The sequence below is a fragment of the Streptococcus sp. KHUD_010 genome (assembly GCF_040207525.1).
Taxonomy (GTDB): Bacteria; Bacillota; Bacilli; order Lactobacillales; family Streptococcaceae; genus Streptococcus; species Streptococcus hominis.
In genome coordinates this window covers 868251-889779 of record NZ_CP157941.1, presented here as the reverse complement: position 1 = coordinate 889779, position 21529 = coordinate 868251, and the positions used below count along the sequence as shown (strand labels likewise).

Here is a 21529-nt window from a genome sequence, read left to right as displayed (position 1 = left end):
TTCAAAGTTCTTTTATCAACGACTGGAAGCGCCAGAAGTGGCATCTGCTTCGCCTGTGCTATTGTCGCTGTGACTGCCTGCATCAGAAGCACCGGAAGTAGCATCAGCTTTAGCCTGTCCTCCTGCAGGAGCGAATGGACCGCTTCCACCAACTAGCTGCTGACCAGTTGTTTCCAAGTACCATTCCAGCCATGGTCTGAAATTAAAGACAATTTCATTGATCCCAGCGTAAGAGCCGTCTGGATAGTACATGGGCTGATAATTGTGTGTATTTAAAACTGGTGAATGCGGATTTGGAATCAGGGTGCGGACATATTCTTGATTGCCGTTACGCAAGGTTCCGACCACCCACTCTACATTTTTCATTCTGCCAGCCGGAAGTGAATTGTGAACCGTTGATAGGCGGTTTCCTGACTGAGATGGTACACGTTTTGCCAGCATGGTATCAGGGTCTTGATGTGCATTGTTGTAGTAGAGGAATTGGTTGTTGTCATCGGCGTAAGTCAGTTCAAAAGGCATGGATTTCAAGAACATGTTGATCTGATCCACCGTTAAAATACCGTGGTCTAGTTTTACATAGGTATCTCCTGAGACAGCGCCCACCATGGCAGCAGCCTTTTCAACCCATTCGGGATTATCTGGGTCAATGCCTTGAATCGTTGTTGCGATAGGTTTGGTCACATCTAAATCTTCTGGTTCAATTGGTTTTGGTTTTTTCAATTTTGAAACGACCTCTACATATTTCATAAAATTATCTAAGCAGGTTTCAAGGAATTTGACGGTTCCTTCATTGATAATATTGCCCTCATCGTCGAAGGCTTCTTTGGCTTTTCCAAGCAGAAATTCATTCCCGGGAAGAGTATAAGCATTGACACCTGGTGCGTCAAGAATTTTGCGTAAATGGACCTGTGCGCGTGAAGTTCCTTGATCGTAGTAAGAAGCGCCCACAATCATGACAGGCTTGTTTTCAAATGGATGAACTTCAAATGACAGCCACTCAAGCACGCTTTTCAGAGCGGCGGTAATGGTATGGTTGTGCTCAGGTGTTGCGATAATGACTCCGTCTGCACGGGTAATTTTGTTGTATAGGAGGCGAAGCTGGAAAGATTCGTCCCATTTTTCGTCTTGATTAAACATCGGAACTTCATCGATTTCCAAGACTTCCAATTCAAATTTTAGTTTAAAATGCCTTCTGATAAATTCCAGTAATTCACGATTATACGATTGCTCTGCATTTGAGCCTACAATTCCTACAAATTTCATTGCATCATTTCTCCTTTACTTACAAGTTTTCCCAGTCGAAGTTTTCAGCTTCTTTGTGCAATAATTCCTGCGCGCTGGATAGTTTCTCGGTAATTTTCACAAAAAGACGGAAATCATCAAAGAGTGCATCTAATTTTTGAATGGTTTCAAGGTCGATGAGATTGCCATCTTTATCAAATGCCTGCAGAGAGTGCGACAGCAAAAATTCAGAGCCAGGCATGACGGAAGCTTTCAACTCAGGGGCATCCAAAATCTGGCGAAGCTGTAACTGTGCACGAGATGACCCCAATGTTCCATAAGAGGCGCCTGTAATCATCACTGGTTTATTGAGCAGTGGGTAAATGCCGTAAGATAACCAAGCCAGAGCACTCATGAGCGAAGCTGGAATAGAGTGGTCGTATTCAGGCGTTCCGATAATGACCCCGTCAGCGGCTTCTATTTTTCCAGCGATTTCCGTTACAATAGCCGGAAGTTTTTTGTCTGCGGGTTTATTGAAAATGGGAATATCTTTGATTTCCACCAGTTCAATTTCTGCTTTATCCGCAAAATGTTTTTGCATATATTGTAATAGTTGGCGATTGGTGGAACGTTTTGAATTTGTACCAACTAAACCGATGAGTTTTAACATAATTATTTCCTTTCCGATATTAAAATAGCAGTTCTGGCTTTAAACCAGAAGAATAGAATAATTGACCATCTTTTGTAATCCCTAACGCTTCAATCTGTTCTTCTTTTTCAACTTGTTCTAGAATAGACGATGGGCTTTCACCAAATAATCGGGTTGTCCAAATTTCACCGTCTACAGAGCGATTAGACACAATCGTTAAACTAGCGACATCTGTCTCCACAGGATAGCCTGTCTTGCTATCAAGAATATGGTGATAGGAATGTCCTTGTTTTTCAAGGGTTCGCTCATAAATTCCTGAAGTCACAACAGATTGATTTATGATAGGAAGAATAGCCAGATTATTTCCGCGTGTTAATTTTGGATGTTGAATTCCAATCCGCCAAGGATGCTTAGAAACTTGGTTGATTCCTAGGGTCAATACATTCCCACCTAGGTTGATGAGAGCAGAAGTTACTCCTTTATTTTTTAAGAACTCCATCACTTTATCAGCAATATAACCTTTTGCAAGTGCTCCAAGGTCAATTTTCATTCCTTCTTTTGCCAAAAAAACACTAGAAGAAGCAGAATCGAGTTTAATAAAAGTAGGGTCTATTAAAGAGAGGCAATATTTGATTTCTTCCGACTGAGGCACTTTGGCGTCTGAAAAGCCAATTCGCCATGTTTGTACAAGTGGTCCGATAGTAATGTTTAAGTGACTATTTTGAGCTAAACTATGTTGTTTTCCTAGCTCAATCAGCTCAAATAAGTCAGGATGCACCTGAACCCATTGTTTTCCAGCTTGATGGTTGACTTTCATCAACTCCGAAGCATCATCATTTGCACTAAAGCGTTTCTCATACAGAAAAAGTAGTTGAATGACCTCGTCAAGTAGCAGACCTGCTTGTGGATGCAGAATTGAAATCGTAATCGTCGTTCCCATTAATTGAATGGAACGAGATCTGAAGTCCACCATATCACATCCTTTCTACAAATAAAAAATACATATCTATTATAACAGATAGATAACGTTTTCACAAACTTTTTCTATAATTTTCTGACAATTTCAACAAAGCTGTCTGTCTACAAGATGAGATAAAAACTACATTGAGATTAGAAATGAAAGCATTCATGAAAAGTTCTCTTAAATTGATAGAAAATGTAATATTTTTCAGTTTTATGAGCAAATATATTGTAAACGCTAACACGTAATGTTATAATGTTTTAGTAAATTAAAAATTAAGGTAGGAATTGCTCTATGAGTAAAATTGTTGTTATCGGTGCCAACCATGCTGGTACAGCTTGTATCAATACGATGTTAGACAACTTCGAAAATGAAAACGAAGTTGTGGTATTTGACCAAAATTCAAACATTTCTTTTTTAGGATGCGGAATGGCGCTTTGGATTGGTAAGCAAATTGACGGTCCAGAAGGATTGTTCTATTCAGATAAGGAAAAACTTGAAGCAAAAGGTGCTAAAGTTTACATGGAAAGCCCTGTTTTATCAGTTGACTATGATAAAAAAGAAGTGACCGCACTTGTAAACGGTCAAGAACATCTTGAATCTTATGACAAATTGATTTTTGCGACTGGTTCACAACCAATCATTCCGCCGATTAAAGGTGTTGAAATTGTAGAAGGGAATCGCGAATTTAAAGCGACTCTGGAAAACGTTCAATTTGTAAAATTGTATCAAAACTCAGCTGAAGTGATTGAAAAACTAAAAAACAATAAAGGAATCAATCGAGTTGCTGTTGTTGGAGCTGGCTACATTGGTGTTGAACTCGCAGAAGCTTTTGAACGCCTTGGAAAAGAAGTAATCTTGATTGACATTGCAGATACTTGCCTTGCTGGTTACTACGACCGTGAATTGTCTGACTTGATGAGTAAAAACTTGGCAGATCATGGCATCAAACTTGCTTATGGTCAAACTGTGAAAGCAGTTGAAGGGGAAGGCAAAGTTGAACGTATTGTAACAGATAAAGAAACATTTGACGTAGATATGGTCATTATGGCTGTTGGCTTCCGACCAAACACAGCTCTCGGCGCTGGCAAGATTGAACTTTTCCGTAATGGCGCCTTCCTTGTTGATAAAAAACAAGAAACAAGCATTCCAGGTGTTTATGCAGTTGGTGACTGTGCAACGATTTATGACAATTCCCTTGGTAAAATGAGCTACATTGCCCTTGCTTCAAACGCTGTTCGTTCAGGTATCGTCGGAGCTTACAACGCAACTGGTCATGAGTTAGAAGGCATTGGTGTGCAAGGTTCAAACGGTATCAACATTTACGACCTTAAAATGGTTTCAACTGGTTTGACATTGGAAAAAGCAAAAGCTGCTGGCTACAATGCGGTTGAAACAGGATTTAATGACCTTCAAAAGCCAGAATTTATCAAACACAACAACCATGAAGTAGCTATTCGTATCGTATTTGATAAAGATACACGCGTCATCCTTGGCGCACAAATGGCTTCACACGAAGATATTTCAATGGGAATTCATCTTTTCTCACTTGCAATCCAAGAAAAAGTAACCATTGATAAACTAGCTTTGACAGATATTTTCTTCCTGCCACACTTTAATAAGCCTTATAACTACATTACAATGGCAGCATTGACGGCTGAAAAATAAAGATAAGATATTGAGTTTATAAAGCGTTTTTAGTGTAATTCGTATCTAGTTGTTGACAAAACATTTTAACAGTAAAAGAGTGCAACTTTATTTGTTCACTCTTTTTTTGCGTATAACAGAAAAATTTTTGATAAATAGAATAGTATTGTTACTTATTTATCAAAAATTTACGATGATTAGACGAAAGAATATTTTGCCCCAAAAATAGCATTTAGAAATATTTAGAAGATAAATAATGTGTTGCGATGCTCCAAATGGTTAGTTTTCTGAGTGTAAGCTTGTTCTTAGGTAGGTCATCAGTCCTTTACTAAAGGTAAAGAAATGATGACTTTTAAGCCTGGCTGATTGTCTAAAAAAACAATTTCACCTTGATGTAATTTAATAATTTGTTTAGTGATAACCGTTCCCATACCATGTGATTCATAATTAGTTGATTTTTGATTTAGCTCAGTAATTTTTTGAGCTGTAATATCTCCTTGATCCGCAATGATGATGAGCACTTTATTATCAGATAATTGATAAGTCAGATCAATCTGGTTAGAACCGCTGTGTATGATACTATTAAGCAAGAGATTTCTAAAAGCTCTTTCTAGTAAAGTTACCTCTCCTTTTACCAACACTGCCTCGGTAGGCAAATCAAAATGAAGTGTAATTGTTTCATAATTATTCAATATATCGGCAATTACTGTTCGTAGGACTGCAACCAAATCAAGACTCGAAAATTCGGAGTGATGCTTTTGATTATCCAATAAGTAGCTCATATTGAGATTAGAAATCATTTCTTTCATAGTTTGAATCTGATTTTCAATTTCCTCCGTCTGCTTTCCTTTACCATATTGCTGCTCTAGCTGACTGTTATAACCTGATATGAGCATAAGAGGATTGCGTAAATCATGACTGACCCCTCTAATCCATTGCTCTTTCATCGTGTTGCTTTCTTCCAAAATATGAGATGTTTCATTAAGGGCTGTCTTAATTTCTGAGAAATTTCCCTTTTCATTAAGAGCAATATTTTGACCCTGAGACAAAGAAGTGACAGCAGTAATAATCGGATCCATTTCCTTTTTAATGCGTAGCTTTGATCGGCTCAAAAGAATAAAAATAAGTAAAAGAATAATACCCAAGAAAACAAGTCCCAAACTGAGAAAATTCCTAATAAATTGTGTATTAGCATAGAAATTAAATTTTGCTAAGGAATGCTTTTTAGGATAGCCCAAAACTAAAATTTGCTGACCTCGTACATAGGAGAAAACAGGGTAATCTTCTAAATACCAACGTGAAAATTTAACCATATCAGCATTGGTATAATGTCTTTTGAGCTGTTGAGGTAAATGATAAGATTGGACAATATTGCCATCTTGATTCAGTACCATAGCCCAAGTATTTTGTTTATCCATTTCAATTTTGCTGCTTTTATCAAAATTAAAATTATTCTGTTGACTCGATTGAGCGATTTTAGTGTAAAGTAGTTCCGGTTTTTCCTTTCCATAGAAACTAAAATAGGATGAGAAAACCAAACCATAAACAAAAACAAGTCCTATGATTAAAGCCAAGAGTAATAGAACATACCTGGTTAATAACTTAGTAAAAAATTTAACGGTATCCATTTAATTCACCTTTAGTTTGTAACCCAAACCTTTAACCGTTATTAAGCTTTCTGGTTTAGATGGATTGGCTTCGATCTTTTGTCGAATCTTACGAATATGAGCCATTAGGGTATTATCATAGCCTTGGTATTGTAAGCCCCAGACTTTTTCTAAGAGTTGGTCAAAAGTAACAATGCGATTCTTATTATCATATAAGACCTTAAGAATACTGTATTCCTTAGCTGTCAGCTGAATCTCTAGTTTTCCTTTGGTAATCAAGGCTTGGCTAAAATGCACCTGGCAAGTAGGCAAAACAAGGGTATCTTCCTTTTCGGGATAGGCTCTTTTTAAGATGGAAAGAATACGCAACTCCAAATCTCTTGGGCGGAAAGGCTTGATAATATAGTCATCTGCCCCTAACTCAAAGCCCTGATATTGTTTTTCTATATCGGAGATTGCCGACAAAAACAAAACAGGAACCGTTGAAGTCTTACGGATACCTTTTAAAACTTCAAATCCTGATCCTTCAGGCAGCATAATGTCTAAAATAACTAAATCAAAAGATTTTTCTTCAAATTGCTCCAAAGCTTCTTTTTGTGATTGTACACTTGTTAGATTGCTAAAACCAGCAATGTTCAATGATTCTTGCACCATTTCTAAAATTTCTGGATTATCGTCTAAAATTAAGATCTTCTTTTCTTTATAATTCATACTATTACCTCAATAAGACTAGTATAACACATTGCTTCCTTGGTCAAGGACTTTAAAGTAAAAATTAAGGAAGAATTAAGGTAATGAATAGGTTAAAATAAAGGAGTTTCATTATAATAAAAATAGCGAAAGGATATAACATCACTCTAAGATTTTTAAAGGAGAAAACAAATGAACAATTATATCGTTGAAACCAACCAATTAAGTAAGGATTTTTCAGGTGAAGTAGCCGTTAATCAGCTCTCTATTCATATTAGAAAAAATGAAATTTATGGTTTTTTAGGACCAAATGGTGCTGGTAAGAGCACTGCTATGAAAATGCTTTTGGGATTGTTGCAACCAACCCATGGTTCCATTAAGCTCTTTGGCAAAACCTTTAATAGCAATCAAATATCACTCCTCTCAAATGTAGGTTCCCTTATTGAGGAGCCCTCTTACTATGCTAATTTGACCGGCTATGAAAATCTTGAAATTATCCAAAAATTACTTAAATTACCAAAAAGAAATATTGATGAAGTCTTAAAGATTGTCAAACTTTTCGATCAAAAAGACAAGCTAGTTAAAAACTATTCACTAGGCATGAAACAACGTCTAGGAATTGCGCTAGCCATTGTTAAATTTCCTAAATTACTGATTCTGGATGAGCCAACTAATGGTTTAGATCCTGCTGGTATTCAAGAAATTCGTGAGCTCATCAAGTCATTACCACAAAAATACGATATGACTATCATCGTTTCTAGCCATATTCTTTCAGAAATTGAACAGATGGCTACGACTGTCGGTATTATTAATCATGGTCAATTACTTTTTGAAGGTCACCTATCTGACCTTGAAGAAGATGAAAAATATCTGTTTGAGACCAGTGATGATGTAACTGCTAAAAGAATACTAATGTTCAATGGTTTTAATTTGGATGATGACAAAAAATTGATTGTCAACGATAACGATAAAGTTAATATAGCCACTGCTATTCGACTCTTAGTTGAAAATGATGTTGATATTTATCAAGTTCGTATGATTCGTCGATCGCTGGAAGATGTTTTCCTTGATATGACAGGACGGGAAGGAAGTGTTTTGTAATGCTAAATTTACAATTAGAATTTATCAAATTAAAAAGACGTTCTTTCTTGCTATCTTTGATTGCTATTGTAGCAGTGGGCTTGATTTGGAGTGGCGTTGTTATCAAATATGAATTACCTAAAACACATGAGGCCTATAATGCCATTTATACCATGACTTACTTGAATGATTGTATTTTGCCACTTTTCATTGCAGTTTTAGCGTCTAGACTACTGGAATTGGAACATCTAGGCAAAACTTTTAAACTCTTGCAAACCAGTAACGAAAGTCCTTGGCAACTTTTTAAGGCTAAATTGACTGTGATGGCTATTTTTGCCTTTGTTGTCAGTTTGATTCAAACGCTTTTTCTGAAATTTATTATTCAAGGCATGCAGGTCAGTGTGACACCTGTTTCATTGAGTCTCTTTTTGTTCACAACTTTTTTGGTTTGTCTCTTTCTGTCTTGTTTACATCTTTGCTTAGCTTTTATCTATCCAAAGCCAAGTGTGACAGTGGTAACAGGCTTAATTGGTTCCTTCCTGTCATTTGTAGGTATCGGTGCGTTACCATTTCCTATTCGTATTTTCATTCCTTGGCAATATTTCTCTATGATGGGAATCGCTAAACGGGTGGCTGGAACTAACACTTATCTTTTTCAATATGATAATGCTTATCCCTTTAAATTAGTCACATTATTGCTTATCATTTTTTTAAGCATCTTTGTCAGTAAAAAACTCATTGGAAAGGCGGATCTATTATGATTATTTTTGAATTTAAAAAAATCAAAAAAAGTGCTATTCCGATAACGCTAATCTTCTTTAACCTTGTTGGGTCCTTATTGGGAGCAATGATTTACGCTCTCAATCGAAAGGTGCTCCTAGATGGTACACAAGCTCGCGTCCTTTGGGGACAAACAGTTTTCTATTCCTCGCAGATATTTACTCCTATTCTGATCGGGATTATCTGTTCCATCAGTTGTCAATTCGAGGAAAGTAATAAAAACTGGCAGCGCTTATTAAGTATTCCGGTTAAAGCCAATCGTATCATTTTATCAAAAATCACCAGCTTATCACTAGTCATGGCTATTAGTCAACTGATAGTTCTTCTCTTTTATATTATCAGCGCTTTGGTTTTGAAGGTACCTTTTGCAAATTATCTACTGGACTTTTTGCTTTGGTCTATCACAGGTTGGATAGCAACCATTACTATTATCACCATTCAAATTTTTCTTAGTATTCGCTTAAAAAATTTCGCAGTGCCTATTATTATATCAGCTATTTTGGCTATAGCAGGGCTTATGACCCTATTTATTGGACAAGGTCTTTTTAGCATTTTCCCTTATGCTCAGATTGCTGTTGGTGATCGAGCTCGTTCTTTAGTCCCTTTTACCTTATCTGAATTTATCCTTTTCTTAGTTGTCAATGGTGCTTATATTTTTGTCTTCTATACCTTAGCAGTTAGACAGCTTAAAAAGAGATTTATTTAATCTCATTTATAGTAAAAAACAAGAAGAAAGCGAAGATTTATCGTAATTGTTATACAATTAATGATCAGCAAATAAACAGTGTAGAGATTTAATAAGGATATTATCATAAACCAGTTTCGCATGAAGCTGGTTTGATTTTTTCTCTAGACTTCATTTTCTAAAATAATTTCTATAAGCAATAAGAAAAATTATGCTAAAATAGAAGGAGAACATATTGGGAGGTAATGATGTCTGTTCAGACAGAAAAGAGAATATCAAATACTAAGAAAGAATTTTCATTTACATCTAGTTCGATTATTCTGCAAGTTTCAAGAGGAATTTTAGTCGGGATTATCGTGGGTGCAATTGTTGGTTCTTTTCGTTTTTTGATTGAAAAGGGATTTCATATCATTCAACATTTCTATCAGCAAGGTCATGATAGTATGATTTGGTTTGCTTTATTTTGTTATTTTATGCTTGCGTGATTTGGATAAGTGCAAAGTTAACGCTCTCGGAAAAGGATATTAAAGGTTCTGGAATTCCGCAAGTAGAAGCAGAGCTGAAAGGTCTGATGAGCTTATCATGGTGGAGTGTCCTTTGGAAAAAGTACATTCTTGGTGTTTTAGCCATTGCAAGCGGCTTGATGCTAGGACGTGAAGGACCCAGTATTCAACTTGGAGCAATGGGTGGAAAGGGAATCGCCAAACATCTTCATTTAAGCCCTGTGGAAGAGCGTTCTTTGATTGCTAGTGGAGCGGCAGCAGGATTGGCAGCAGCTTTTAATGCTCCGATTGCGGGTTTACTGTTTGTGATTGAGGAAGTCTATCATCATTTTTCGCGTTTCTTTTGGGTCTCGTCTTTGGCGGCAAGTTTAACAGCGAATTTTGTTTCGCTTATGATTTTTGGAATGACCCCTGTATTAAATATGCCAGATAATATTCCTCTGATGGGGCTAGGGCAATACTGGCTTTATTTGTTGTTAGGAATCTTTCTTGGTTTTTCAGGATTTTTATATGAAAAAGTTGTTCTAGCCATGCCTCGTATTTATGATATGATTGGTAAAATTTTGCATCTTTCTCCGCAATATTATCCTATTATAGCCTTTATTTTCATTTTACCAGTAGGATATTTCCTTCCACAGCTTTTAGGCGGTGGCAATCAACTGGTTCTCTCTTTAACCAGTCAACACTATCTGCTATTAACATTAGTGATGTTTTTTGTTATTCGCTTTATCTGGAGTATGATTAGTTATGGTAGTGGGCTTCCTGGTGGTATTTTTCTCCCCATTTTAGCTCTTGGCTCTCTTTTGGGAGCAATTGTTGGTGTCGTTTGTGTGCAATTAGGCTTTGCAACTCAAGAGCAATTTCCCATTTTTATTATTTTAGGTATGAGTGGCTACTTTGGTGCCATTTCAAAGGCTCCGCTAACTGGCATCATTTTGGTGACTGAAATGGTTGGTGATATACGAAACCTCATGCCTCTTGGTTTAGTGACTTTAGTGGCATACGTTGTAATGGATTTATTGGGCGGAGCCCCCGTGTATGAAGCTATGCTAGAGCGCATGTTACCAGATAACGTGGTAGATGAGGGCGAGACAACCCTTATCGAAATTCCAGTCTCTGAAAAAATAGCGGGTAAGCAAGTTCATGAATTGGAACTACCAAAAGATATTCTAATTACCATGCAACACCACAACGGAAGAAATCAAACAGTGAATGGTAGCACGCGCCTGTATCTAGGAGATATGATTTATGTAGTCTTGAAAAAATCAGATATTGGACGCATTAAAGATTTGCTATTGTAAAAGAGGGAAACCTCTTTTTTAGAACCTAAAAGAACAATCCGTAATTTCCGAACGATAAAAAATATTATACGTCATTATATTGTAATTTCTGTATCTTATGTTATAATACTAAAGAAAATGTCAGGAAAGACATAGCGATGTGAAAGCATAGGTAGGTTATTTTTGCATACAATTTACAATTTAAGGAGAGTGACATGCTGAACGAATTTCCTATTTTTGATTATGAAGACATTCAATTGATTCCTAATAAATGTATCCTCAAAAGTCGGTCAGAAGCTGATACGACCGTTACTTTTGGAAATCACACCTTCAAACTTCCTGTTGTTCCAGCTAATATGCAAACAATTCTGGATGAAGATGTAGCAGAAAAATTGGCGAAAAGTGGCTATTTCTACATCATGCACCGTTTTGACGAATCTGACCGTATTCCTTTCATCAAGCGCATGCATGAGCAAGGACTGATTGCTTCCATTTCGGTTGGTGTGAAAGATTATGAATATAATTTCGTTAGCCAGTTGAAAGAAGATGCACCAGAATATATCACGATTGATATTGCGCATGGACATTCAGATAGTGTGATTGATATGATTCAGCACATCAAAAAAGAACTCCCTGATACTTTTGTGATTGCAGGAAATGTCGGGACACCAGAAGCTGTTCGTGAGCTGGAAAATGCTGGAGCAGATGCAACAAAAGTTGGCATTGGACCAGGAAAAGTTTGTATCACAAAAGTAAAAACTGGCTTTGGTACAGGAGGTTGGCAATTAGCGGCTCTTCGTTGGTGTGCAAAAGCTGCTCGCAAACCAATTATTGCGGACGGTGGTATTCGTACGCATGGCGACATTGCCAAATCTATTCGCTTTGGTGCTACCATGGTGATGATTGGTTCCCTATTCGCAGGTCATATCGAAAGCCCAGGTCAAACGGTCGAAGTAGACGGTGAACAATTCAAAGAGTATTATGGTTCGGCTTCAGAGTACCAAAAGGGTATGTATAAGAATGTGGAAGGAAAGAAAATTCTTTTACCGGTTAAAGGACATTTAGCTGACACTTTGGTTGAAATGGAGCAAGATTTGCAAAGTGCCATTTCCTATGCCGGCGGAAGAGATCTAGCTGGTCTTAAGCACGTAGATTACGTCATTGTGAAAAATTCCATTTGGAATGGTGACGCTCATTAACAATAAAATAATTACTTATTTATATTACGAATTTGGCGTAATGTTTCTACAAGGCACCTAATGTCTAACAATAAGTAAGTCTTCAACTTTCCTGCTGTGTTTTAGTAAGGGATTTTGTATTCAGTTGGTTAACCAATTGTTTTAGGCTTGCTTTTGGCAAGTCTTTTGTTTTTTCTAAAAGGAGATTTTATGAAATTATTAGAAGAACGCATCCTAAAAGACGGAAATGTTTTAGGAGAAAATATTTTAAAAGTGGATTCATTTCTGACTCACCAAGTCGATTTCAACTTGATGAAAGAAATTGGTAAAGTGTTTGCAACCTATTTTCGCTCGGCTGGTATTACAAAAGTTGTGACAATTGAGGCATCTGGAATAGCACCTGCTATCTATACAGCAGAAGCATTGGGCGTTCCGATGATTTTTGCGAAAAAATCAAAAAACATCACTATGACAGAAGGTATTTTGACGACCGAGGTCTATTCTTTTACCAAGCAAGTGACAAGTACGGTCTCAATTGCAGGGAAATTTTTAAATCATCATGATAAAGTGCTTATTGTCGATGATTTTCTAGCAAATGGGCAAGCAGCTAAAGGGCTGGTTAATATCATTGAACAATCAGGTGCCCATGTGGAAGCGATTGGCATTGTGATTGAAAAATCATTTCAAGAAGGAAGAAAGTTGCTAGAAGAAGATAGGCGAAAAGTCGTTTCTTTGGCTCGTATTCAAAAATTTGAAAATGGAAAAGTTGTATTTATGGAGGCTGATGCATAATGGAACTGAAAGAAGAAAAACATTCACAGGCGGCTGTCTTAGGTTTGCAGCACTTATTAGCAATGTACTCAGGGTCAATCCTTGTACCCATTATGATTGCTGGTGCGCTAGGTTATTCGAGCCAACAGCTGACCTATCTCATCTCTACAGATATTTTTATGTGTGGTGTGGCAACATTTTTGCAATTGCAACTCAATAAATATTTCGGAATTGGCTTGCCAGTCGTACTTGGCGTTGCTTTCCAATCGGTTGCACCTCTGATTATGATTGGTCAAAAACATGGAAGCGGAGCCATGTTTGGAGCGCTCATCGTTTCCGGTATCTACGTTCTTTTGATTGCAGGCATTTTTTCTAAAATTGCTAATTTCTTTCCACCAATTGTGACGGGCTCAGTGATTACAACTATTGGTTTGACACTTATTCCTGTTGCGATTGGCAATATGGGAAATAATAGTGAAAAACCAACTGCACAAAGTTTGCTGTTGGCTGCTGTCACGATTTTAATTATACTGTTAGTAAATATCTTTGCGAAAGGCTTTCTAAAATCCATTTCCATTCTGATTGGCTTAATTATTGGAACGATTATTGCCAGCTTTATGGGCTTAGTAGATTTTGCGCCAGTAACTCAAGCTCCTCTTGTACATGTTCCGACACCGTTTTATTTTGGAATACCTAAGTTTGAACTTTCATCCATCGTCATGATGTGTATTATCGCAACAGTTTCTTTGGTAGAATCAACAGGTGTTTATTTTGCGCTTTCAGATATTACGAATGAAAAGTTAGACAGCATTCGTCTGCGAAATGGTTATCGTGCAGAAGGACTTGCAGTGCTTCTTGGCGGTATTTTTAACACTTTCCCTTATACAGGATTTTCACAAAATGTTGGTTTGGTCAAACTTTCTGGAATTAAAACACGGCTCCCAATCTATTATGCAGCAGGATTCTTAGTCTTGTTAGGATTGGTACCGAAATTCGGCGCTTTGGCACAAATTATTCCAAGTCCTGTACTCGGTGGTGCCATGCTTGTCATGTTTGGTTTTGTTTCTGCCCAAGGAATGCAAATGCTAGCACGAGTTGATTTTGAACACAATGAACATCATTTCTTGATTGCCGCTGTGTCTATTTCTGCAGGAGTCGGCTTAAATGGAAGCAATCTTTTTAATAGTTTGCCAACTGGCTTACAAATGTTTTTCTCAAACGGGATTGTTATGGCGAGCGTCATTGCGATTGTATTGAATCTTATTTTAAATTGTGAGAAGAGATAAAGCTCGACAAGAGGCTGGGAGGATTTCCTCCTAGCTTTTTTGACTATTCTAAGTGCTTATAGTATAGTTAAGAGAGAAGGAATAATTTGAGGAGATTTTATGTACCAAGCTCGCAATTTAAAAGAACGAATGACCTTATTTGTCTCGATTTTTTTGCCAATTTTGATTTATCAACTGGCTAATTTTTCGGCTTCTTTTGTGGATACAACTATGACGGGGCAATACCATACGTTGCATTTGGCAGGAGTTTCAATGGCGAATAGCTTATGGAGTCCGTTTTTTACCTTTCTGACTGGTATTGTTTCAGCCTTGGTTCCGATTATTGGACACCATCTGGGACAAAAACAAGAAGAAAAAATCGCTTCTGATTTTTATCAGTTTATTTATTTATCTCTCGGCTTGTCTCTTCTCTTGTTTGGACTCGTTTTTTTAGGTGCACCGCTTGTCTTGTACAATATTGGCTTAGAACCACTAGTAGCAGAAGTTGCTATACATTATCTCTGGTATTTGGCATTTGGTATTATCCCTTTGCTTTTATTTAGTGTTGTACGCTCTTTATTAGACGCATTAGGATTGACAAGATTATCCATGTACCTTATGTTGCTCTTACTACCGTTGAATGCCAGCTTTAATTACATTTTAATTTATGGGGCATTTGGTTTCCCAGAAATGGGCGGAGCAGGAGCGGGGCTGGGGACTTCGTTGGCTTACTGGGTGCTGTTAATCCTTTCGGTAGTAGTTGCCAAAAGACATCCTAGAATTAAAAAATATCAATTATACCCGTGGTGCTAGTTAAGTTCAAAATAGCTCAAATTATAAGCCAATAGGATTTGTTCAATCCTCAGTTGTAGTCCAGTTACTCCTCTGGCGAAGGTGTGTTCCATATCAAAGAGAGCACATAACTCAGAAAAGCGAGTTTCAATGGTTCGCCTCATAGCCAGTAATCTCCCATTGTTATGCTGGCTCGCGCTTCCCATATTCTGACGCAAGGGCGTCCATAAATGATACCCTCTCTGTTTCAACCGATCTTTAAGAGCCTGGCTGAGATAACCTAAATCTGCTAAAATCACAGATTGTTGGCAGCCTTCCAATAAATCCTCCACCACTTTGATATCATGAACAGAAGCTGAGGTGACAATATAGTTCAGAATATAGCCAGATAAGGTAACGAGCATGTGAACTTTGAAACCGTAAAACCACTGGTGTTTTGACGCATTGTAGCCAATGTCTGCCACTCCTTCGAAAATACTTGCTCTATGGTTGCGAACAGACTGACAAAGTGGTAGGGGAAAACTGTCTACGATGGCAATCGTATCGGAGGACACTTGGTCATTCATCGCTTGTCGAATGAGTTGTAGCAACCAAATCAACTGTCTTGAACGACGATTGAAGCGACTTCTTTCAAGCAGTCGGCCACAGGGAAATAGTCGACAGATTCGGTGAAAATGACGTTGCGATTTGATTCCTAGTTCAGCTTGCAATAACAGTAGGACTAATAGAAATTCATCCGAAACTTTTGACAAGCTGACATTACGGCGATGCTTCAATGAATCGGGGCAATAATCCCGATAAAGCTGATGACAAATTTTGGATAATTGCTTCATATTCCATTGTAAATGATGGGATTTAGCGGTATACTGTAAGTGGCTCATTTGGATAACCTCCTGTTTGTTTCATCACTTACAGTATAGTCCTTTTGGGCTTTTTATTGTTGTTTTGACGTTAACTAGCACCACGGGTCAATTATGGAAAATTCGACCTTTGGACAAAGAAGGATTGCAGGAAGGGATTCGTCTCGGTTTTCCTATTGGTGGGACTGTCTTTGCAGAAGTTGTGATATTTTCAGTCGTAGGTTTGCTCATGGCTAAGTTTTCTTCGTTAATCATTGCCAGTCACCAATCAGCTATCAGCTTTTCCAATCTTATGTATGCTTTCCCTATGAGCATTTCTAATGCTATGGCGATTATCGTTTCTTACGAAATCGGTGCAAAGCGTCTAGACTATGTCAGAAAATATTGTGTTTTAGGAAGATTGACTGCGCTTGGGTTCGCTGTTTTCACGCTGACATTTTTATATCTTTTCCGTTATCAAGTCGCTTCGTTGTATGGAACCAACAAGGAATTTATACGTTTGACGTCCATTTTCTTAACTTACAGTTTATTTTTTCAATTAGCAGATACTTTCGCAGCGCCACTTCAAGGGATTTTACGCGGATACAAGGATACAAAAGTTCCATTTTATTTGGGCTTAATTGGCTATTGGGGTGTGTCGCTACCAGTTGGGTTACTATTGGATTACACGACAAATTTAGGTCCCTTTGCTTATTGGATTGGTTTAATCTCTAGTCTGGTCGTTAGTGGCATTTTATACCAACTTCGTCTTAATCATATTCAAAAAAAGAAATTAGCTTAAATGTTGCATCTACATCATTTATCATTCTGAATTAAAAAAGAATCTCAGATTTTTATCCAAGATTCTTTTTTTGTTATTTTGTACGCATTTCACCTTGTGGGAAATAAGTCCCTTCTGGCATGTCGTTTATGATGACATGAACAGCAGATTGTGGTGCGCCAGTATTTTTCACGACAGCAGCAGTAATTTCTTTTGCAAGAGCTTTCTTTTGCTCTAAAGTGCGTCCTTCAAATAAATCAATTCTGACAAATGGCATAGTGTTTCTCCTTTTTATCTTTGATATTTTTATTTTATCATAAATTAGGTTTTAAAGCGTGTCAGATTATGGTAAAATAAGAAGTATTAAAAATTGGAGAATTTGAAACGAATTAAAGAAAATGGCTCAGTTGTATTATAAATATGGCACGATGAACTCGGGCAAAACAATCGAAATTTTAAAAGTAGCACACAACTACGAAGAACAAGGCAAAGGTGTTGTCATTATGACGAGCGCCCTTGATACACGTGACGGTTTCGGCGTTGTTTCTAGTCGTATCGGAATGAAGCGAAAAGCAATTGCAATAGCAGAAGATACTGATATTTTCCGCTTTATTCAAGAAATGCCCGAAAAACCTTATTGTGTATTGATTGATGAAGCGCAGTTTCTATCTCGTCATCATGTCTATGATTTGGCAAGAGTAGTTGATGAATTAAATGTACCAGTTATGGCTTTTGGTTTGAAAAATGATTTTCGCAATGAGTTATTTGAAGGCTCCAAATATCTCCTGCTTCTAGCAGATAAAATTGATGAGATTAAAACGATTTGTCAGTTTTGCTCCAAAAAAGCAACCATGGTATTAAGAACAACGAATGGTAAGCCGGTCTATGAAGGGGAGCAGATTCAAATCGGTGGGAATGAAACATATATTCCTGTCTGTCGGAAGCATTATTTTCAGCCAGAAATTGACGAAATGAAGAGTTAAGGAGAGGTGTAGCAAACGATGAATATTTATGAACAACTACAAGCCGTTGAAGATCGTTACGAAGAGCTGGGGGAACTTCTGAGTGACCCAGATGTTGTCAGTGACACCAAGCGTTTTATGGAATTGTCCAAAGAAGAAGCGAGTACACGCGATACGGTAGCAACTTATCGTGAATATAAAAAAGTTCTCCAAAACATCACAGACGCTGAAGAAATGATTAAAGACGCTTCAGGCGATGTTGATTTGGAAGAAATGGCAAAGCAAGAGCTCAAAGATGCAAAAGCTGAAAAAGAAGAATACGAGGAAAAATTGAAAATCCTTCTTTTACCAAAAGATCCAAATGATGATAAAAACATCATCTTAGAAATCCGTGGTGCAGCAGGAGGTGATGAAGCCTCGCTCTTTGCCGGTGATCTTCTGACAATGTATCAAAAATACGCTGAATCGCAAGGTTGGAAATTCGAGGTTATGGAAGCTTCTATGAATGGAGTCGGTGGCTTCAAAGAAGTAGTAGCTATGGTTTCTGGTCAATCCGTGTATTCTAAATTAAAATACGAATCAGGTGCTCATCGCGTACAACGTGTCCCAGTAACAGAAAGTCAAGGACGAGTTCACACTTCGACAGCAACCGTCTTAGTTATGCCTGAAGTTGAAGAAGTGGAATACGATATTGATCCAAAAGATCTTCGGATTGACATTTATCACGCTTCTGGTGCTGGCGGTCAGAATGTCAACAAAGTTGCAACAGCCGTTCGGATTGTTCACTTGCCGACAAATATTAAGGTTGAAATGCAGGAAGAACGAACCCAGCAAAAGAATCGCGACAAAGCTATGAAGATTATCCGTGCGCGCGTAGCGGACCATTTTGCACAAATTGCGCAAGACGAGCAAGATGCCGAGCGGAAATCAACTATTGGCACTGGAGACCGATCGGAGCGGATTCGTACCTATAATTTTCCACAAAATCGTGTGACAGATCATCGTATCGGTTTAACGCTGCAAAAGCTAGATACGATTTTAGCTGGGAAATTAGATGAAATCGTGGACGCCTTGGTATTGTATGACCAAACACAAAAACTAGAAGAATTGAATAAATAATGAAATTAGCTCAAATTCTTGCTGAAATGGAAAAACAGCTTGAAGCAATTGGCGAAGAAGCTGAAAGTCTCTCCTTTACTTTTCGAATGTCGAAAAACTTATCTTTTACCCAATTTGTGTTGAAAATGCAGGCAGAAGCAACAGCAGATGATATAGAATTACTGAAAAAGATTCAATCTCAATTATTAGTTCATAGACCTGCCCAATACATTATTGGGAACGCAGAATTTCATGGACATTCGTTCAAAGTAGATGAACGAGTGCTGATTCCCCGACCAGAAACCGAGGAATTAGTTGACCTAATCTTGTCTGAAAATCCCAATACTAGTATAAAGGTTTTAGATATTGGAACTGGAAGCGGAGCAATTGCTCTCTCTTTGGCTACCGAGCGTTCGAAATGGCAGGTCACGGCTTCCGACATTTCCCAAGATGCTCTGGATTTGGCGCAAGAAAATGCAGAAGCAATTGATGTAGCGATTGATTTTGTTCAGTCTGATTGTTTTCAGGCAATTACAGGAAAGTATGATATTATTGTATCCAATCCGCCCTATATTTCAGAAACGGACAGAGAAGAAGTAGGACTAAATGTCCTTGCTTCAGAACCTCATCTTGCTCTTTTTGCTGAAGAAGACGGGTATGCTGTGTATCGAAAAATTGCTGAGAACGCCCAAAAATATTTGACAGAAAAAGGTAAAATCTATCTCGAAATTGGCTACAAACAAGGGGAACATGTAAAAGAACTATTTCAGTCTGCATTTCCAAAAATGAGAATTCGCGTCTTGCAAGATCAATTCGGAAAAGATAGAATGGTAGTGGTAGATAATGGATAAAATTGAAGAAATGCTGAGCAGCGGAGGAGCAGTCGTGCTGCCAACGGAGACTGTATATGGTTTATTTTGTAAGGCACTGGATGAACAGGCTGTCAGTCATGTCTATGACTTAAAAGGCAGACCTCGCGAAAAGGCCTTGAATTTAAATGTTTCAAGTTTAGAAGAGATTTATCAATTTTCCAAACATCAGCCTCAGTATTTAAAAAAACTTTATCAAGCCTTTCTACCAGGTCCTTTGACCATTATTTTACAAGCTAATGAACAAGTCCCAGTTTGGGTAAATTCAGGTATGAAAACAATTGGTTTTCGTGTCCCTAGTCATCCTAAAACATTAGACTTGATTAGAAAATTTGGACCTCTCATTGGTCCGTCCGCAAATTTATCTGGAAAGAGTAGCGGAGTAAACTTCCAGCAAATTATGACCGATTTCAATCACGAAGTTCTTGGTATAGAAGATGATGCTTTTCTAACAGGACAGGATTCAACTATTTTGGATTTATCTGGTGAAACAGCCTATATTCTACGCCAAGGTGCTGTCACTTGCGAAGAAATTCTCGCTAAAATTCCAGAAATTCACTTCTAAACCTTGACTAAATAGGTTTTAGCCCCGCTTTAAGAGAAGGGAGACTCTTATGATTTTTGACCATAAAGACTATAAAGAATATGACGCTGAGCTTTGGGAAGCCATTGCTGCAGAAGAAAAACGTCAGCAAAACAATATTGAATTGATTGCTTCAGAAAATGTTGTTTCAAAAGCTGTTATGGCAGCACAAGGTTCTATTTTAACCAATAAATATGCCGAAGGTTATCCAGGCCGTCGCTATTATGGTGGTACGGACGTTGTGGATGTGATTGAAACTTTAGCGATTGAACGTGCTAAAGAAATCTTTGGAGCAAAATTTGCTAATGTTCAACCCCACTCAGGCAGTCAGGCGAATTGTGCGGCTTATATGGCCTTAATTGAGCCAGGCGACACAGTAATGGGAATGGATCTTGCAGCAGGCGGACATTTGACACATGGTGCAGCTGTTAGCTTCTCTGGAAAAACCTACAACTTTGTACCTTATAATGTCGATCCTGAAACGGAACTTTTAGATTTTGATGCTATTTTGGCGCAGGCTAAAGAAGTCAAACCTAAATTGATTGTTGCAGGTGCTTCTGCCTATTCTCATATTATTGATTTTGCTAAATTCCGTGAAATTGCAGATACTGTCGGAGCCAAACTCATGGTAGACATGGCTCATATTGCCGGTTTGGTTGCCGCTGGTTTGCATCCAAGTCCAGCACCGTATGCACATATTACGACAACTACTACTCATAAAACCCTTCGAGGACCTCGTGGTGGCTTAATTTTGACCAATGATGAAGAGTTGGCGAAAAAGATCAATTCCGCAATCTTCCCAGGAATCCAAGGAGGACCGCTAGAGCATGTCGTGGCGGCTAAAGCAGCTGCTTTTAAAGAAGTGTTGGATCCAGATTTCAAAGTTTATGCTCAGCAGATTTTGGATAACGCTAAGGCAATGGTTCAAGTATTCCAACAACATGGTAATTTCCGTGTTATTTCAGGTGGTACGGAGAATCATCTTTTCCTTGTGGATGTGACCAAAGTCGTTGAAAATGGAAAAGTCGCTCAAAATCTTTTGGATGATGTCCATATCACTCTCAACAAAAACTCTATCCCTTACGAAACCTTATCACCATTTAAAACAAGTGGCATTCGTATTGGAACTGCAGCTATTGCAGCTCGTGGCTTTGGGGTAGCTGAAAGTACTAAAGTAGCAGAATTGATCATCAAGACTTTAGAGAATGCAAACAACGAAGCTGTTTTAGAGCAGGTCCGTGCAGAAGTTAAAGAATTGACCGATGCCTTTCCACTATATGAGGACTGA

The 21529-nt window shown here is 37.9% G+C and carries 19 protein-coding genes, 3 pseudogenes and 1 riboswitch; of the genes and pseudogenes, 15 read left to right on the top strand and 7 right to left on the bottom strand.

Going from position 1 to position 21529, the window contains the following annotated elements:
* Positions 1–15: 15 nt before the first annotated feature.
* Genes ABKA15_RS04410 through ABKA15_RS04400 form a run of 3 tightly spaced genes read right to left on the bottom strand, consistent with a single transcriptional unit; the run spans position 16 to position 2840 of the window.
* Positions 16–1263, bottom strand: coding sequence for an NAD(P)H-dependent oxidoreductase (locus ABKA15_RS04410; protein WP_049513310.1), 1248 nt, complete (start codon positions 1261–1263; stop codon positions 16–18).
* 19 nt (positions 1264–1282) lie between these two features.
* Positions 1283–1891 (bottom strand): NADPH-dependent FMN reductase, encoded by a 609-nt coding sequence (locus tag ABKA15_RS04405; RefSeq protein WP_049513309.1) that lies wholly within the window; start codon positions 1889–1891, stop codon positions 1283–1285.
* A 19-nt stretch (positions 1892–1910) separates the two neighbouring features.
* The gene (locus ABKA15_RS04400) at positions 1911–2840 is read right to left on the bottom strand and encodes an FAD:protein FMN transferase (RefSeq protein ID WP_318630706.1); all 930 of its coding nucleotides are present in this window, start codon (positions 2838–2840) and stop codon (positions 1911–1913) included.
* A gap of 285 nt (positions 2841–3125) precedes the next feature.
* Here ABKA15_RS04400 and ABKA15_RS04395 point away from each other — a divergent pair, with 285 nt between their 5' ends.
* On the top strand, positions 3126–4499 hold the full coding sequence (locus ABKA15_RS04395) for an FAD-dependent oxidoreductase (protein WP_049513305.1): 1374 nt from the start codon (positions 3126–3128) through the stop codon (positions 4497–4499).
* A 296-nt stretch (positions 4500–4795) separates the two neighbouring features.
* On the opposite strand, the gene ABKA15_RS04390 is transcribed toward ABKA15_RS04395, so the two are convergent.
* Together ABKA15_RS04390 and ABKA15_RS04385 are read right to left on the bottom strand one after the other, a co-directional pair.
* Positions 4796–6106: a HAMP domain-containing sensor histidine kinase gene (locus ABKA15_RS04390; protein ID WP_021001669.1), complete on the bottom strand. Its 1311-nt coding sequence runs from the start codon at positions 6104–6106 to the stop codon at positions 4796–4798.
* Complete coding sequence (locus ABKA15_RS04385; protein ID WP_049513304.1) at positions 6107–6796, bottom strand: response regulator transcription factor; 690 nt, start codon at positions 6794–6796, stop codon at positions 6107–6109.
* A gap of 171 nt (positions 6797–6967) precedes the next feature.
* On the opposite strand from ABKA15_RS04385, the gene ABKA15_RS04380 reads away from it, so the two are divergent.
* From ABKA15_RS04380 to ABKA15_RS04345, 8 genes and pseudogenes are all read left to right on the top strand, one after another.
* On the top strand, positions 6968–7876 hold the full coding sequence (locus tag ABKA15_RS04380) for an ATP-binding cassette domain-containing protein (RefSeq protein WP_049513303.1): 909 nt from the start codon (positions 6968–6970) through the stop codon (positions 7874–7876).
* Positions 7876–8616, top strand: coding sequence for an ABC transporter permease (locus ABKA15_RS04375; RefSeq protein WP_003024586.1), 741 nt, complete (start codon positions 7876–7878; stop codon positions 8614–8616). Before ABKA15_RS04380 ends, ABKA15_RS04375 begins: the two co-directional genes overlap by 1 nt.
* On the top strand, positions 8613–9341 hold the full coding sequence (locus ABKA15_RS04370) for an ABC transporter permease (RefSeq protein ID WP_049513302.1): 729 nt from the start codon (positions 8613–8615) through the stop codon (positions 9339–9341). The genes ABKA15_RS04375 and ABKA15_RS04370 overlap by 4 nt, the downstream gene beginning before the upstream one ends.
* Before the next feature lie 227 nt (positions 9342–9568).
* Positions 9569–11124: pseudogene (locus ABKA15_RS04365) on the top strand (chloride channel protein).
* Positions 11125–11318: 194 nt separating this feature from the next.
* Complete coding sequence (gene guaC, locus ABKA15_RS04360; RefSeq protein ID WP_049513301.1) at positions 11319–12302, top strand: GMP reductase; 984 nt, start codon at positions 11319–11321, stop codon at positions 12300–12302.
* Positions 12298–12393: riboswitch (purine riboswitch) on the top strand. Its footprint overlaps the gene before it by 5 nt.
* A gap of 98 nt (positions 12394–12491) precedes the next feature.
* Entirely contained in the window at positions 12492–13073 is a 582-nt protein-coding gene (locus ABKA15_RS04355; protein WP_003031369.1) for a xanthine phosphoribosyltransferase, read from the top strand.
* Positions 13073–14338: a nucleobase:cation symporter-2 family protein gene (locus ABKA15_RS04350; protein WP_186832740.1), complete on the top strand. Its 1266-nt coding sequence runs from the start codon at positions 13073–13075 to the stop codon at positions 14336–14338. Before ABKA15_RS04355 ends, ABKA15_RS04350 begins: the two co-directional genes overlap by 1 nt.
* A gap of 99 nt (positions 14339–14437) precedes the next feature.
* A pseudogene (locus ABKA15_RS04345) lies at positions 14438–15118 on the top strand (MATE family efflux transporter); the annotation flags it as partial.
* A gap of 8 nt (positions 15119–15126) precedes the next feature.
* Here ABKA15_RS04345 and ABKA15_RS04340 read toward each other — a convergent pair.
* Entirely contained in the window at positions 15127–15990 is an 864-nt protein-coding gene (locus tag ABKA15_RS04340; RefSeq protein ID WP_049512690.1) for an IS982 family transposase, read from the bottom strand.
* An 88-nt stretch (positions 15991–16078) separates the two neighbouring features.
* On the opposite strand from ABKA15_RS04340, the pseudogene ABKA15_RS04335 reads away from it, so the two are divergent.
* A pseudogene (locus ABKA15_RS04335) lies at positions 16079–16750 on the top strand (MATE family efflux transporter); the annotation flags it as partial.
* Between the two features lie 73 nt (positions 16751–16823).
* Here ABKA15_RS04335 and ABKA15_RS04330 read toward each other — a convergent pair.
* Complete coding sequence (locus ABKA15_RS04330; protein ID WP_049513296.1) at positions 16824–17006, bottom strand: 4-oxalocrotonate tautomerase; 183 nt, start codon at positions 17004–17006, stop codon at positions 16824–16826.
* A gap of 121 nt (positions 17007–17127) precedes the next feature.
* Between ABKA15_RS04330 and ABKA15_RS04325 the strand changes: the two genes are divergently transcribed.
* From ABKA15_RS04325 to glyA, 5 genes are read left to right on the top strand one after another with little or no spacing between them, the layout of a single operon-like run.
* Positions 17128–17712, top strand: a complete 585-nt coding sequence (locus ABKA15_RS04325; RefSeq protein ID WP_106082815.1) for a thymidine kinase — start codon at positions 17128–17130, stop codon at positions 17710–17712.
* Between the two features lie 18 nt (positions 17713–17730).
* Positions 17731–18810, top strand: coding sequence for a peptide chain release factor 1 (prfA, locus tag ABKA15_RS04320; protein WP_186832634.1), 1080 nt, complete (start codon positions 17731–17733; stop codon positions 18808–18810).
* On the top strand, positions 18810–19640 hold the full coding sequence (gene prmC / locus ABKA15_RS04315; RefSeq protein ID WP_049513294.1) for a peptide chain release factor N(5)-glutamine methyltransferase: 831 nt from the start codon (positions 18810–18812) through the stop codon (positions 19638–19640). The genes prfA and prmC overlap by 1 nt, the downstream gene beginning before the upstream one ends.
* Complete coding sequence (locus ABKA15_RS04310; protein ID WP_049513293.1) at positions 19633–20223, top strand: L-threonylcarbamoyladenylate synthase; 591 nt, start codon at positions 19633–19635, stop codon at positions 20221–20223. The genes prmC and ABKA15_RS04310 overlap by 8 nt, the downstream gene beginning before the upstream one ends.
* Before the next feature lie 49 nt (positions 20224–20272).
* On the top strand, positions 20273–21529 hold the full coding sequence (gene glyA / locus ABKA15_RS04305) for a serine hydroxymethyltransferase (protein ID WP_049513292.1): 1257 nt from the start codon (positions 20273–20275) through the stop codon (positions 21527–21529).